We start from the raw sequence: 12,767 nt of genomic DNA, 5'->3' as shown, positions 1-12,767 counted from the left end.
TGCCCGGACCCGTTGGATCTTGGTGGATAACCCGTCGGTTGTGGAGAACTCAGCCACCCGGAAGGTCGAGGTCGGTCTTGTTGAGCTCCTCGATGTTCACGTCCTTGAACGTGAGCACCCGCACCTGTTTCACGAAGCGCGCCGGCCGGTACATGTCCCAGACCCAGGCGTCCGCCATCGAGACCTCGAAGAAGACCTCTCCCTGTACGGAGTGCACCTGCATCTCGTAGTCGTTGGTGAGGTAGAAGCGGCGCTCGGTCTCGATCACGTATTTGAACAGACCGACGACATCGCGGTACTCCCGGTAGAGCTTCAGCTCCATCTCGGTCTCGTACTTCTCGAGGTCCTCGGCGCTCATGGCATGTTCCCCTTCAGCCGTGCGTCCCCCCATTGTGCGTCAGGCACGCTCCGTCTCCAGGAGCACCGGTGTGCGCGGGGGTCCCTCGTCGAGCAGCGTGCGCAGCAGCCCGGCGAGCCTGGTCGGATACACCGTCTCACGGGTCGCGAGAAGTTCCTCGCAGGTCCACCAGCGCAGCCCCGTGACGCTGCGCCGCTCCAGCTCCGTGCCGCCGCCCGTCCAACGTCCGGGCTGCACCGTGCGGGCCAGGAAGTACCGCTCGTCCTGGTTCCAGAGGCGGCCGTCGAAGGGGAAGGAGCAGGTGCGGCGCCACAGGACGGGGCCCAGGTCGATCTCTGTGATCCCGGTCTCCTCGGTCAGCTCCCGGCGCGCCGCCTGCTCCCACGTCTCAGCACCCTCCAGGCCGCCGCCGGGCGTGAACCACCAGGTGATCGAGGGGTCACCCGGTTCGTAGCCGTGCATCAGCAGGATGCGGTCGGACGGATCGAGGAGCACGATCCGGGACGCCCTGCGCGGCGCGCCGGCGCTGCCGGGCGCTTCACCGGCCATGGGCGGGCACCTCCTCCCTGCGCCTCGGCGTGACGATGCGCACCACAGGCCCGTACGCCGCACCGCCCAGGATCAGCACCGCGCCGGCGACGACTGCGGCCAGCACCAGCGGCAGCGGGCCGGGCTGCGAGGTGCCGCCGGGGAGGGCGGCGAAGGACTCCGGCCTGTCCATCATGCCCCAGCCGCCCACGGGCCAGGCGGTGGCGTCCACCCGCGCCTTGACGGCGGCGCGGGGCACGGCGCCGTGCGAGGCGTCGGAGAGGTGGCCGCGGGAGTCCACGGAGTCGCTGCGGTGGTCGCCGAGCAGGAAGAGCTGTCCCTCGGGAACGGTGACGGAGAAGCGGGTGGGCGAGGCCGGGCCCTTGTCCTGCAGATACGGTTCCTCGATCGGCTTGCCGTCGACCGTGAGGCGCCCCTGGCCGTCGCAGCAGGCGACCGTGTCGCCGCCCGTGCCGACGACCCGCTTGACCATCGGCGAGTCGCCCCAGACCTTGTCCTTGAAGACGACGATGTCCCCGCGCCGTACGTCACTGCCGCCGACGCGTTCCGCCAGGACCCGGTCCCCACTGCCGATGGTGGGCGCCATGGAGTCGGTGGGCACGGTGTACGGCTGGTAGAGCAGGGCGCCCCAGACGAAGCCGCCGAGGAAGAGCACACAGCCGACGGCCACGGCCAGCCCGGACAGCACCCTGCCCGCGCGGCCGTGGCCGTCGTCCGTACGTCCTGCTCCGCTCATCCCAGTGCTCCCGCCCCGCGTAGAAGATCCGGTCTCCGCATGCCCAGGGGCACGGGAACCGCACACTACCGGGCGGTATGCAGGCGAGTCAGCCCTTCGGGAGGCTCTGCCGGTCAGTCCCTGGGGGCGCTCCGGCGGACGAGGCTCTCGGTGCCGCTCCGTGCGGTGAGCCGGCGCCGGCGCCACAGGACGAGCGGCACCGCTCCTGCGAGCCCGAGCGCGGACGGCGCGGCCGCTGCGGCCGCGTTGATCCCCGGCTGGTCGAACGTGCCGGGGACACCGAGGAAGGACCAGCGGTTGATCGGCCAGGCGACGACGAAGGCACGGCCCACGGCGTCCTTCACGGGAACGAAGCCGTGGTCCTGGTTGGGGTGGTAGCGCGAGTCCAGGGAGTTCTGACGATGGTCACCCATCACCCAGAGCTTGCCCTTGGGGACGGTGATCGGGCCGAAGGGCTGGTCGTCGCAGGGGGTGTTGTCGGGGAAGAGGTAGTCCTTCTCCGACAGGGCCTTGCCGTTGACCTTGACCGGGCCGCCCTTCTGGCACTCGACGGTGTCCCCGCCGACCGCGATGACGCGCTTGATGAGGTCCTTCTCCTCGGCCGAGGGCATGAGGCCGATGAAGCTGAGAACCTTCTGCACCCCGCCGCCCAGCGGGCCGGGCTGCGGGGTCTGGGTCTCGTCGCCGAGCCAGTTGTCCGGGTCGTGGAAGACCACGACCTCGCCGCGCTCGGGCTCGGAGCCGAACCAGGGGGTGAGCTTGTCCACCAGCACGCGGTCCCCGCGCTGGAGGGTGTTCTGCATCGAGTCCGACGGGATCGAGAACGCCTGCACCAGGAACGTCTTGATGAGCAGCGCCAGGACCAGAGCGATGCCGATCAGGATCGGCAGCTCCTTCCAGAACGACCGCTGCTTCTTGGGCGCCGCCCCGCGCGTGCCCTCGCCGTCGGCGTCGCCGCTCGGGCTCACGTCTTCGTCATCCGTCCGCACCGGTCCGCCCGTAGCCTCCTGGGACGCCTGGGACATGGCCTCCGCCGGCACGCCGGCCCCTGGCGACCCGTCAGCCTCCCCGGGCCGCTTTTCGGGCTCTTCGTGACCGGACCGTGCGCCGACCGCCAAGTCCCCCACATCCACTCCTCTCGCTCCGCTCTCCACGCTGCAGCCTGCCGTACGCATGAGGCAGGCCCACCACTCCCATAACGAGCGGGAGTTCCGCAGGGGTCGGGAGTTGGATCAATCCTTGCTGATCCATGGAGGACACACTATGCGGCGAACCGCGTGCTTGCGTCTCCGCGGGCGGCGCGTCACCGACCGATGCGAAAGTGTCTCTTTCGGACAGCTGCCGCCAGTGGCCCAGCGGCCAGGCGATCACCACGGCGCGTCCGACCACGAGGTCCTGCGGCACGGTGCCCTGTCCGGGCTCGTCCAGGTGGAAGCGGGAATCAGCCGAGTTGGAGCGATGGTCTCCCATTACGAAGTAGCGTCCGTGGGGCACTTGTACCGTGAAATCGAGTTTGGAGGGCGGGTTTCCCGGGTGCAGGTAGGGCTCGTCGAGCGGCGTTCCGTTGACCGTGATTTTGCCGTTCTTGTCGCAGCACTTGACCGTGTCGCCGCCGACTCCGATCACCCGCTTGATCAGGTCGTGCTCGTTCGCCGACGGCAGCAGGCCGATGAACGTCAGCAGCTGTTTCGCCTGTTTGACCCCCACCGGGTCGGGACCGGTGCCCGTCTGCTCCCCGTCCAGCCAGCCGCCCGGGTCCCGGAAGACGATGACGTCTCCGCGCTCCGGCCGGGAGCCGAACCAGGGGGTCAGCTTGTCGACGAGCACGCGGTCGCCGATCCGGATGGTCTGCTCCATGGAGCCGGAGGGGATCACAAACGCCTGCACCAGGAACGTCTTGAGCACGAGGGCGATCAGCAGGGCGACCGCTATGAGGATCGGCACCTCTTTGACCGCGGAGCGGCGCCGGCGCCGCTTGACCCGCTGTGCCGCCTTGCGCCGCGCCGCACGGCCGCCCGGGGCGGCGACGGCGCCCGTACCCGCCGGTCCGGCGTCCGGGGGGCCTGCCGGGCCCGGTAGCGTGCGTCCCCGGTTACCCACCGGGCCTCCCCGCGTGGCCGGCGGGCTCCGTGGGCTCTCCGGCCGGTCCGCCGGGCTGCCCGGCCGGGCTGCTTCCCGGGGCCCCGTGCGCCCCGCCCCGTGCCGCCGGCCTTCCCCCGTGCCCGGCCGCCTCGTCGGGCTCCGGCACGCGCGCGTAGGCGCCGGGACGCTTCAGGGCGCTCATCCGGCCGAAGGGCCAGCCGATCCAGTCGGCCCGCCCGACGACCCTGTTCACCGGCACCATGCCGCCGCCGGGCTCCCCCAGGTGGTCACGCGAGTCGCGGGAGTCGTCCCGGTGGTCGCCCATCACCCACAGCTTCCCCGCGGGCACCACGACGTCGAAGGGCACCCGGGAGGGCTCGTCGCCCGGATAGAGGAAGCCCTCGTCCACCGGGTGACCGTTGACCTGCAGCCTGCCGCGGGCGTCACAGCAGGTGATCCGGTCGCCTCCGACACCCACCACGCGCTTGATGTAGACCGTCGCTGCGGGCCCCATGAGGCCGACGGACGAGGCACCCTTGCGGATCAGCGCCGCCACCGCGTTCTCGGCCGGCCCGCCCTGGACGAAGGAACCCGTGCCGTCGAAGACGATCACGTCGCCGCGCTCCGGCTCGTCCCCGAAGGTGTAGGCGAGCTTGTTGACCAGGACGCGGTCCCCCACACGGAGCGTGTTCTCCATCGACCCGCTGGGGATCAGGAAGGGCTGCACCACGTAGCTGCTCAGCAGCAGCATGAAGACCAGGCAGAGCGTCAGCAGCACGCCCGCACGGCGCAGGGGGCCGCCGCCCCGCAGCCATGCCCGGACGGCCCTGACCGAGGCCGCCGGTGAGGCGGGGAAACGCGAGGAGCGCGACCCCTGCTCCTCCCCCTCTGCGGGGTGAGGAGAGCGGTCGCGCTCCGAAAGCTGTACGTCGGTGTCCATCGAGCCGAAAGCCTATCCGGCCAGGCGCGGACTCCGGACAGAAGCTCAGTTGTCGCGCTTCTCCTTGATCTTCGCGGCCTTGCCGCGGAGCTCACGGAGGTAGTACAGCTTGGCGCGACGGACGTCACCGCGGGTGACGAGCTCGACCTTCTCGAAGATCGGGCTGTGCACCGGGAAGGTGCGCTCGACGCCGACGGAGAACGAGACCTTGCGGACCGTGAAGGTCTCGCTGATGCCCGCGCCCTGGCGGCGGATGACGACACCCTTGAACTGCTGGATACGGGAGCGGTTGCCCTCGATGACGCGGACGTGGACGTTCACGGTGTCGCCGGGGCGGAAGGCCGGGACGTCGGTGCGCAGCGACGCGGCGTTGACGTTGTCGAGCAGGGAGGACATGTTCGTCTGCTTCCTCGCCGATGCCACAGGTCATCAGCGGAATTCGTACTGAAGTGGGGATGGTGCCGGAACGCCGGGCGGGCGTCGTTCCCCCTGTGGCAGGGGCGCACGCCGGGCGCAAGGCAACGGCTTATTCTTCCACGTCCGGGGCCACTCGCCCAAATCGGCCGTCGGGGCCGGGCCCCCAGCCCAGGATGGAGAGGATCTCGCGGTCCTTCTTGTCGAAGGCGGCGGGGTCCGCGCGCTCGATCAGGTCGGGGCGGTTGCGCACGGTGCGGCGGAAGGCCTCGTCGCGGCGCCAGCGGGCGATCTTGCCGTGGTGACCGCTCAGCAGGACGTCGGGGATGCCGCGGCCGCGCCACTCCGGGGGCTTGGTGTAGACGGGGCCCTCGAGGAGGTCCGCCATGGCGCCCGGGGCGAAGGAGTCGTCGCGGTGGGACTCGGCGTTGCCGAGGACGCCGGGGAGCAGCCGGGCGATGGCCTCGACCATGACGAGGACGGGGGCCTCGCCGCCGGCCAGCACGTAGTCGCCGATGGAGACCTCGCGGACGTCGAGGCGGTCGCCGTACTCCTCGATGACCCGGCGGTCGATGCCCTCGTAGCGGGCGGGCGTGAAGACCAGCCACGGCTTCTCTGAGAGCTCCACGGCGAGCTCCTGGGTGAAGGGCCTGCCGCTGGGCGTCGGGACGACGACGACGGGCTGTCCCTCGCCCGACTCGATGATCGAGTCGAGGGCCTCGCCCCAGGGCTCCGGCTTCATGACCATGCCCGGGCCGCCGCCGTAGGGCGTGTCGTCGACGGTGTTGTGCTTGTCGTGCGTCCACTCGCGCAGGTCGTGCACGCGCACGTCCAGCCGGCCCCGTGCGCGCGCCTTGCCGACGAGCGAGACGTTCAGCGGTTCGAGGTACTCGGGGAAGATCGTGACGATGTCGAGGCGCATCAGGCGTCGCCCCGTTCGGAGCCGGCCTCATGCGCCTCCGCGGAGCCCGCCTCATGCGCTTCCAGGAGGCCCTCTCCGGCCTCCTGCTCCGCCTCACGCGCAGACGCGATCTCCGCGTCGTCGGTGTCGATCAGGCCGCGCGGCGGGTCGACGACGGCGCGCTGCTCCTCCAGGTCGATCTCCGTGACGATCTCGGAGACGAACGGGATCATGACCTCGGTCCCGTCGGACCGTTCCACGATGAACAGGTCCTGCGACGGCAGGTGGGAGATCTCGGTGATCCGGCCGACGACGGTGCCGTCGACCATGACGACCTCCAGGTCCATCAGCTGGTGGTCGTAGAACTCGTCGGGGTCCTCCGGGGTCTCCTCCGGGTCGACCTCGGCGACGAGGAGGGTGTTGCGGAGCGCCTCGGCGGCCGTGCGGTCACCGACGCCCGCGAAGCGCAGCAGCAGCCGGCCGCTGTGCACGCGGCCGGACTCGATGGTCAGCGGACCCGCGGAAGCGGGCTCCGTGGCCAGGACGGCGCCGGGTCCGAGCCGCAGTTCGGGCTCGTCCGTACGCACCTCAACCGTGACCTCGCCCTTGATGCCGTGGGCGCGGCCGATCCTGCCGACTACGAGCTGCATGTTTCCTTCTCTGCTCTCCGTACGCGACAACGGGCCGGGAAGGGCCCAAGCCCTTCCCGGCCCGTGCCGGTGCTCAACCGCTTCTCAGCGGACCTGGTCCACGTCGACGAGGTCGACGCGGATACCACGGCCGCCGAGGGCGCCCACGACGGTGCGCAGGGCGCGAGCGGTGCGGCCGTTGCGGCCGATCACCTTGCCGAGGTCATCGGGGTGGACCCGGACCTCCAGCACGCGCCCCCGGCGCAGGTTGCGAGAAGCGACCTGCACCTCGTCGGGGTTGTCGACGATGCCCTTCACGAGGTGCTCAAGGGCCTCCTCGAGCATCCTCAGGCCTCGGTCGACTCAGCGGACTCGGCCTCAGCGGCCTCGTCCTTCTTCTCCGACTTCTTCGCCTTCGGGGTGATGGCCTCACCCTTCGCCTCGCCCGCGGCGCTCACGACGGCGTCGAAGAGACCGCTGTGGTCCTTCTTCGGCTCGGCGACGAGCATCGGGGCCGGGGCCGGCAGGCCCTTGAACTTCTGCCAGTCACCGGTGACCTTGAGGATGGCCATGACCGGCTCGGTCGGCTGCGCGCCGACACCCAGCCAGTACTGGACACGCTCGGAGTCGACCTCAATGCGCGAGGGGTTCTGCACCGGGTGGTACAGACCGATCTCCTCGATGGCCCGGCCGTCACGGCGGGTACGGGAGTCGGCGATGACGATGCGGTAGTGAGGCGAACGGATCTTGCCCAGACGCTTCAGCTTGATCTTGACTGCCACGGGAGTGGTGTCTCCTGGTCTTGACGTGGTTGGGCACAACGAGATGCCACGTGGGGTTGCGGTACTCGGATGCCCGACGGACGCGCCAGCCGGAGGAGAGAGGGGTCCTATGCGACTGTCGAGTACAGCGTCCCATTGTGCCACACCGCTCCAGGTCAGCCGACCGTGACCGCCTCGGGAATCCGGAAGGGCTGCCCGCAGCCGCCGCACATGATGGGCGCCTGGGCGAGCACGGAGGGCACGACCCGTACGTTCCGGCCGCAGTCGCACACCGCCTTGACCCGTACTCCGCCGCCCGACGAGCCGTGCCGGGCGGCCGGCCCGCGGAAGGTGCGCGAGGTGTCGGCGGTGGTGGCGACCGTGTGCGCCTTGAGGGCGCGCTGGAGTCTGTCGATGGTAGGGCGGTAGCGCTTGCGCGCCTCCGGGTTGAGCACGACCAGAGAGAAGCCGCTGCTGGGATGCGGATCGTCGCTGTGGTCGAGCCCGAGCTCCTCGGCGATCGCCAGGAACCGGCGATTGTGGTAGCGGCCTGCGCGTGACGTGTCACGGACACCGCGGGCGGCCGCGATGCCGTGCACTGCCTCGTGCAGCAGCCGTTCGAAGGAGAGCTCGGCGCCGCATGCGGACGACGACTCCCCGATCAGCGATTCGGGCGCGGCTAGATCCGGCAGCTCGGGGTGGTGCCGTTGAATGTCGGCCCACGCCTGCGCCAGTTCTGCGGCGAGAACAGGTGGTGTCGTGCTCACGTCGTGACAACGAGCAGGGATGGCCCGGTGTTCCGATACCGGGCCATCCCAAATAATTTGCACGTACCAGTCAGTTTCACGCTCATGCGTCCCGACGAGGGCGGGTGCGCAGATCTATGGAGAAGCCGCGCACCCGTTCGCAACCCGGGACGTACTGACTCATCAGTAAGCGTGCGCCGAGGAGTGTGCGCCCCTTCGGGCCGGCGGGCGCCCGGCGACGCACCACGGAGCGTGGAAGGCGGTGGCCGGAGCGGCGCGGTGGTCCGTGGTGGCACCCCCGTCGCCGCCTCATGCCGCCGCCTCATGCCGGCCCCCCGTGCGGGCGGGGCGCCCCAGGCGCGCGCTTCCTAGTAGGCGCGCGCCACGATCGCGATCGTGCCCGGGGCGTCGTCCGACTCCGGCACGGAGCCGTCCTCGCCCACCAGGCAGCGGACGGTCACGGCCTGCTCGGCCAGCTTGGCCTCGCCCTCGGGGCCCAGGTCCGCCCAGCGGATCCGCGCCCAGCCCCCGGCGACGGCGGCCTCGGCGGCCTCCTCGATGGTGGCCACGTCGGCCGTGCGGGACTCGCGGCGCTCGCGCGACTGGGCCAGCAGCAGCGCCTGGTCCTCCTCCAGGACCTTCGGCAGCAGCCCGACGAGCTCGTCGAGACGGACCGGCTCCTTGCCGCCGGGGATGCGGCGGGCCAGCATCGCGGTGCCGTTCTCCAGGTCGCGCGGGCCGACCTCGATGCGCACCGGGACGCCCTTGAGCTCCCAGTCCACGGCACGGCGGCCGAACGGCGTGTCCGTGCGATCGTCGACCTGCACCCGGATGCCGGCGGCCTTCAGCTGGTCGCCGATCTCGCGGACCTTGGCGATGACGGCGTCGTCACCCTTGATCGCGAGGACGACGGCCTGGACAGGCGCGAGGCGCGGGGGGACGCGCAGGCCGTTGTCGTCGCCGTGCGACATGATCAGGCCGCCCACCATGCGGGTGGAGACGCCCCAGGACGTCTGCCACACCAGCTCCTGGTGACCGTCCTTGGACAGGTACGAGGTGTTGAAGGCCTTGGCGAAGTTCTGGCCCAGCTCGTGGCTGGTGCCCATCTGCAGCGCCTTGCCGTCGCCCATCATGCCCTCGAGGGTGAGGGTGTTGATCGCGCCCGCGAAGCGCTCCTTGGCAGTCTTGCGGCCCAGGACGACGTCGATGCCCAGGACGTTGACCATGAAGTCGTAGTAGACGTCGCGGTGGATGCGGGCGGCGTAGTCGCGCGCGTCCTCGTACGTGGCGTGCGCCGTGTGGCCCTCCTGCCAGAGGAACTCGCTCGTGCGCAGGAAGACGCGCGGGCGCATCTCCCAACGGACCACGTTGGCCCACTGGTTGATCAGCAGGGGCAGGTCGCGGTAGCTCTGCACCCACTTGGAGAAGTACTCGTTGATGATCGTCTCGGAGGTGGGCCGGACGACGACCGGCTCCTCCAGCTCCTTGCCGCCGCCGTGCGTGACGACGGCCAGCTCGGGGGCGAAGCCCTCGACGTGCTCGGCCTCGCGCGTCAGGTACGACTGCGGGATGAAGAGGGGGAAGTACGCGTTGGAGGCGCCCGCGTCCTTGATGCGGGCGTCCATCTCCTGCTGCATGCGCTCCCAGAGCCCGTACCCGTACGGTCGGATGACCATGGTGCCGCGCACGGGGCCGTTGTCGGCCAGCTCGGCCTTGTTGATCAAGTCCTGGTACCAGCGCGGAAAGTCGTCCGCCCGGGGGGTGAGAATGGGAGCCTTTGCCATGATGCGAATGGTACGGGGCCGATCCGTCCGAGCGTGAATCCGCTCCCCCTGCTCCTCCCCCGCGCCGTCCGTACGCCGCCCCGGCCGGTCCGCGCCCCTGTACGCCTCCCGTGCGGATGCGCCCGGCACATGCCATCGTGGGCGTACGGGAACGCGCCCGCGCCACCCCCTGGACTCGGGAAGCGAAGCGCAGTTCCCTGGCACGGGGGGTGTTTTTCAGCGACGCGCACGGCAGTACACGGGGGGCGGCGGATTGGGCATGCACACGTCTCTCGGCGGATTGGGGCGCTTTCCATGACACCTACGCTCGTACGGCGGCACCGGCCGTCCTCTTCGTCGCCCGAGTTGCGGGCCCGCGACTGGGCGGAAATCCAGGAACGGATGCTGGTGCCGCTCTACGAAGCGGTGTACGAGCGCCTTGAGGTCGGCGCGGGCACCAGGCTGCTCAGCCTGGGCTGCGGCTCCGGCCTGGCCCTGCTCATGGCGGCCGCGCGCGGCGCCACGGTCTCCGGCGTCGACCCGGACGTGCGCCGGCTCCGGCTGGCCCACGAGCGGTTGCTGCCCGAGGGCGGGAGCGCCCCGCGCCTGGGGCAGGGAGCGCCCGAGAGCGTCACCGAGCAGGGCGCCCCGCCCTTCAACCTCGTCACGGCCTTCGACTCGCTGTACTGCGCGGGCGGGAGCGCGCACGGCATGGCCACGGCGCTCGCGCGGGCCGCCTCGTGCGCCGAGCGGGGTGCCCCCGTGGTGCTGGCCGGCTGGGGCCCCCAGGAGCGGTGCGCGGCCTCGGGGGCGCTCCGGGTCGCGGCCCGGCTCGCGGACCCCATGTGCGCGCCGGCGCGCTGGCGGCCGAGCGGTCGCGACGACCTGGAGAACCTGGCGCACGAGGCCGGGCTCCGGCCGGACGGCTCGGGGCGGGTCGCCTGCCCGTACGGCTATGCGGACATGGGCAGCGCGCTGCGCGGCATGCTCTCCACCGGTGCCTTCGACGCGGCCGCCCGCGCCACGGACGAGGAGCAGGTCGTCAAGGAGCTCACCGAGGCGCTCCACCCCTATCTGCGCCGCGACGGCACCGTGTGGATGCCCAACGTCTTCCGCTACCTGATAGCCCGCGCCTAGCGCCGCACGAGGCGGCACGCACGCGACAGCCCCCGTGGCCTCTCGGCCGCGGGGGCTGCGACGTACTGTCTTCGGCACGCTGCCTGCGACGTGCTCCCGGCGGCGCACCGTCCGCGTACGGCGGAGCGCCGAGCCGAGGGGCCGGCAGGGTCAGCCCATGAACTTCTTGAACTCGTCCGGAAGTTCGAAGTCCTTCGCCTCCTGGCCCGCGGGGAGACCCAGCGCACCACCCTGCTCGCGGCGGGCGGCCGCGGCCTGCTCCTCGGCCTTGCGCTTCATCGGGTTGCCGCTCTGGCGCTTGCCCTTGGCCTGCTTCTGCTGCTTCTTCTTGCGGCCGGCGCCGCCGCCCATGCCCGGCAGGCCCGGCATCCCCGGCATGCCGCCGCCCTGCGCCATGCGGGACATCATCTTGCGGGCGTCGAAGAACCGCTCCACCAGGTTCTTGACGGCGCTGACGTCCACGCCCGAACCCTTGGCGATACGGGCACGGCGCGAGCCGTTGATGATCGTCGGGTCCTGGCGCTCGGCCGGGGTCATCGACTTGATGATCGCGGCGGTGCGGTCGACGTCGCGCTCGTCCAGGTTGTTGATCTGGTCCTTGATCTGCCCCATGCCCGGCAGCATGCCGAGGAGCTTGCTGATGGAGCCCATCTTGCGGACCTGCTCCATCTGGGACAGGAAGTCGTCGAGCGTGAACTCCTTGGGGCCCTTCGCCAGCTTGGCCGCCATCTTCTCGGCCTCGTCCTGGCTGAAGGTCTGCTCGGCCTTCTCGATCAGGCTGAGCATGTCGCCCATGCCCAGGATGCGGGACGCCATGCGGTCCGGGTGGAACGCGTCGAAGTCGTCCAGCTTCTCGCCGTTCGAGGCGAACATGATCTGCTTGCCGGTCACGTGCGCGACCGACAGGGCGGCACCACCGCGGGCGTCGCCGTCGAGCTTGGAGAGCACCACGCCGTCGAAGCCGACGCCGTCGCGGAAGGCCTCGGCGGTGTTGACCGCGTCCTGGCCGATCATGGCGTCGAGGACGAACAGGATCTCGTCCGGGGAGACCGCGTCGCGGATGTCCGCGGCCTGCTGCATCATCTCGGCGTCGATGCCGAGGCGGCCGGCGGTGTCGACGATGACGATGTCGTACTGCTTGGTGCGGGCGTACTCGATCGAGTCCTTGGCGACCTGGACCGGGTCACCGACGCCGTTGCCCGGCTGCGGCGCGTAGACGCCGACTCCGGCGCGCTCGGCGACGACGGAGAGCTGGTTGACGGCGTTGGGGCGCTGGAGGTCACAGGCGACGAGCAGCGGGGCGTGGCCCTGAGCCTTCAGCCAGCGGCCCAGCTTTCCGGCGAGCGTCGTCTTACCGGCACCCTGGAGGCCGGCGAGCATGATGACGGTCGGCGCGGTCTTGGCGAAGCGCAGGCGGCGGGTCTCGCCGCCGAGGATGCCGATGAGCTCCTCGTTGACGATCTTGATGACCTGCTGGGCGGGGTTGAGGGCCTGCGAGACCTCGGCGCCGAGCGCCCGCTCCTTGACCTGCTTGATGAACGCGCGGACGGCGGGCAGGGCCACGTCCGCCTCGAGCAGGGCGATACGGATCTCGCGCGCGGTGGCGTCGATGTCCGCCTCGGAGAGGCGGCCCTTGCCCCGGAGGTTCTTGAAAGTCGCTGCGAGGCGGTCGGAGAGGGTATCGAACACGGTGGTCGCGGATCCTTCTTGTTGAGTGTCAAGTCGGCGGCTGACCCCCAAGGGTATCCGCA

15 protein-coding genes are annotated in these 12,767 nt (G+C 70.7%); 1 reads left to right on the top strand and 14 read right to left on the bottom strand.

Annotated features, from left to right (window positions below):
- Window positions 1-49: 49 nt before the first annotated feature.
- The 13 genes from ACFZCD_RS13670 to proS all read right to left on the bottom strand — a co-directional run bounded on the left by ACFZCD_RS13670 (window position 50) and on the right by proS (window position 9,900).
- A complete protein-coding gene (locus ACFZCD_RS13670) occupies window positions 50-358 on the bottom strand; it encodes a DUF2469 domain-containing protein (protein WP_007821609.1) in 309 nt (102 codons plus the stop codon).
- A 39-nt stretch (window positions 359-397) separates the two neighbouring features.
- Entirely contained in the window at window positions 398-907 is a 510-nt protein-coding gene (locus ACFZCD_RS13665; protein ID WP_391830199.1) for an NUDIX hydrolase, read from the bottom strand.
- The gene (gene lepB, locus ACFZCD_RS13660; RefSeq protein WP_391830197.1) at window positions 897-1,643 is read right to left on the bottom strand and encodes a signal peptidase I; all 747 of its coding nucleotides are present in this window, start codon (window positions 1,641-1,643) and stop codon (window positions 897-899) included. The genes ACFZCD_RS13665 and lepB (ACFZCD_RS13660) overlap by 11 nt, the downstream gene beginning before the upstream one ends.
- Window positions 1,644-1,756: 113 nt before the next feature.
- Window positions 1,757-2,761 carry a signal peptidase I gene (gene lepB / locus ACFZCD_RS13655; protein WP_391830392.1) on the bottom strand — a complete coding sequence of 335 codons (1,005 nt, stop codon included), beginning with the start codon at window positions 2,759-2,761 and terminating at the stop codon, window positions 1,757-1,759.
- Complete coding sequence (lepB, locus tag ACFZCD_RS13650; RefSeq protein WP_391830195.1) at window positions 2,703-3,743, bottom strand: signal peptidase I; 1,041 nt, start codon at window positions 3,741-3,743, stop codon at window positions 2,703-2,705. The genes lepB (ACFZCD_RS13655) and lepB (ACFZCD_RS13650) overlap by 59 nt, the downstream gene beginning before the upstream one ends.
- A complete protein-coding gene (lepB, locus tag ACFZCD_RS13645; RefSeq protein WP_391830193.1) occupies window positions 3,736-4,665 on the bottom strand; it encodes a signal peptidase I in 930 nt (309 codons plus the stop codon). Before lepB (ACFZCD_RS13645) ends, lepB (ACFZCD_RS13650) begins: the two co-directional genes overlap by 8 nt.
- Window positions 4,666-4,710: 45 nt before the next feature.
- Entirely contained in the window at window positions 4,711-5,061 is a 351-nt protein-coding gene (rplS, locus tag ACFZCD_RS13640) for a 50S ribosomal protein L19 (RefSeq protein ID WP_030369336.1), read from the bottom strand.
- A gap of 130 nt (window positions 5,062-5,191) precedes the next feature.
- Window positions 5,192-6,001 carry a tRNA (guanosine(37)-N1)-methyltransferase TrmD gene (gene trmD, locus ACFZCD_RS13635; protein ID WP_391830190.1) on the bottom strand — a complete coding sequence of 270 codons (810 nt, stop codon included), beginning with the start codon at window positions 5,999-6,001 and terminating at the stop codon, window positions 5,192-5,194.
- Window positions 6,001-6,630: a ribosome maturation factor RimM gene (gene rimM, locus ACFZCD_RS13630; protein ID WP_391830188.1), complete on the bottom strand. Its 630-nt coding sequence runs from the start codon at window positions 6,628-6,630 to the stop codon at window positions 6,001-6,003. The genes trmD and rimM overlap by 1 nt, the downstream gene beginning before the upstream one ends.
- Window positions 6,631-6,714: 84 nt before the next feature.
- Window positions 6,715-6,954: an RNA-binding protein gene (locus ACFZCD_RS13625; protein WP_329823028.1), complete on the bottom strand. Its 240-nt coding sequence runs from the start codon at window positions 6,952-6,954 to the stop codon at window positions 6,715-6,717.
- Window positions 6,955-6,956: 2 nt separating this feature from the next.
- Window positions 6,957-7,391, bottom strand: a complete 435-nt coding sequence (rpsP, locus tag ACFZCD_RS13620) for a 30S ribosomal protein S16 (RefSeq protein WP_030369333.1) — start codon at window positions 7,389-7,391, stop codon at window positions 6,957-6,959.
- Between the two features lie 155 nt (window positions 7,392-7,546).
- Window positions 7,547-8,137 (bottom strand): hypothetical protein, encoded by a 591-nt coding sequence (locus ACFZCD_RS13615; RefSeq protein WP_030369332.1) that lies wholly within the window; start codon window positions 8,135-8,137, stop codon window positions 7,547-7,549.
- Window positions 8,138-8,484: 347 nt separating this feature from the next.
- Entirely contained in the window at window positions 8,485-9,900 is a 1,416-nt protein-coding gene (proS, locus tag ACFZCD_RS13610) for a proline--tRNA ligase (RefSeq protein ID WP_391830186.1), read from the bottom strand.
- A 294-nt stretch (window positions 9,901-10,194) separates the two neighbouring features.
- Here proS and ACFZCD_RS13605 point away from each other — a divergent pair, with 294 nt between their 5' ends.
- The gene (locus ACFZCD_RS13605) at window positions 10,195-11,016 is read left to right on the top strand and encodes a class I SAM-dependent methyltransferase (protein WP_391830184.1); all 822 of its coding nucleotides are present in this window, start codon (window positions 10,195-10,197) and stop codon (window positions 11,014-11,016) included.
- Between the two features lie 150 nt (window positions 11,017-11,166).
- Here the strand turns inward: ACFZCD_RS13605 and ffh are convergent, their stop codons facing one another.
- Window positions 11,167-12,705 carry a signal recognition particle protein gene (gene ffh, locus ACFZCD_RS13600; RefSeq protein WP_391830182.1) on the bottom strand — a complete coding sequence of 513 codons (1,539 nt, stop codon included), beginning with the start codon at window positions 12,703-12,705 and terminating at the stop codon, window positions 11,167-11,169.
- Window positions 12,706-12,767: the final 62 nt, after the last annotated feature.

Source organism: Streptomyces sp. NPDC008001, assembly GCF_042958085.1.
Classification (GTDB): Bacteria; Actinomycetota; Actinomycetes; order Streptomycetales; family Streptomycetaceae; genus Streptomyces.
Note: the sequence above shows the minus strand (reverse complement) of the source record. Positions and strands in the feature narration are given on the sequence as shown.

What these genes read in the sequence shown, in the direction of transcription:
- ACFZCD_RS13670 (WP_007821609.1), bottom strand. Translation starts at nt 358, where the DNA reads ATGAGCGCCGAGGACCTCGAGAAGTACGAGACCGAGATGGAGCTGAAG.
- ACFZCD_RS13665 (WP_391830199.1), bottom strand. Translation starts at nt 907, where the DNA reads ATGGCCGGTGAAGCGCCCGGCAGCGCCGGCGCGCCGCGCAGGGCGTCC.
- lepB (WP_391830197.1), bottom strand. Translation starts at nt 1,643, where the DNA reads ATGAGCGGAGCAGGACGTACGGACGACGGCCACGGCCGCGCGGGCAGG.
- lepB (WP_391830193.1), bottom strand. Translation starts at nt 4,665, where the DNA reads ATGGACACCGACGTACAGCTTTCGGAGCGCGACCGCTCTCCTCACCCC.
- rplS (WP_030369336.1), bottom strand. Translation starts at nt 5,061, where the DNA reads ATGTCCTCCCTGCTCGACAACGTCAACGCCGCGTCGCTGCGCACCGAC.
- trmD (WP_391830190.1), bottom strand. Translation starts at nt 6,001, where the DNA reads ATGCGCCTCGACATCGTCACGATCTTCCCCGAGTACCTCGAACCGCTG.
- rimM (WP_391830188.1), bottom strand. Translation starts at nt 6,630, where the DNA reads ATGCAGCTCGTAGTCGGCAGGATCGGCCGCGCCCACGGCATCAAGGGC.
- ACFZCD_RS13625 (WP_329823028.1), bottom strand. Translation starts at nt 6,954, where the DNA reads ATGCTCGAGGAGGCCCTTGAGCACCTCGTGAAGGGCATCGTCGACAAC.
- proS (WP_391830186.1), bottom strand. Translation starts at nt 9,900, where the DNA reads ATGGCAAAGGCTCCCATTCTCACCCCCCGGGCGGACGACTTTCCGCGC.
- ACFZCD_RS13605 (WP_391830184.1), top strand. Translation starts at nt 10,195, where the DNA reads ATGACACCTACGCTCGTACGGCGGCACCGGCCGTCCTCTTCGTCGCCC.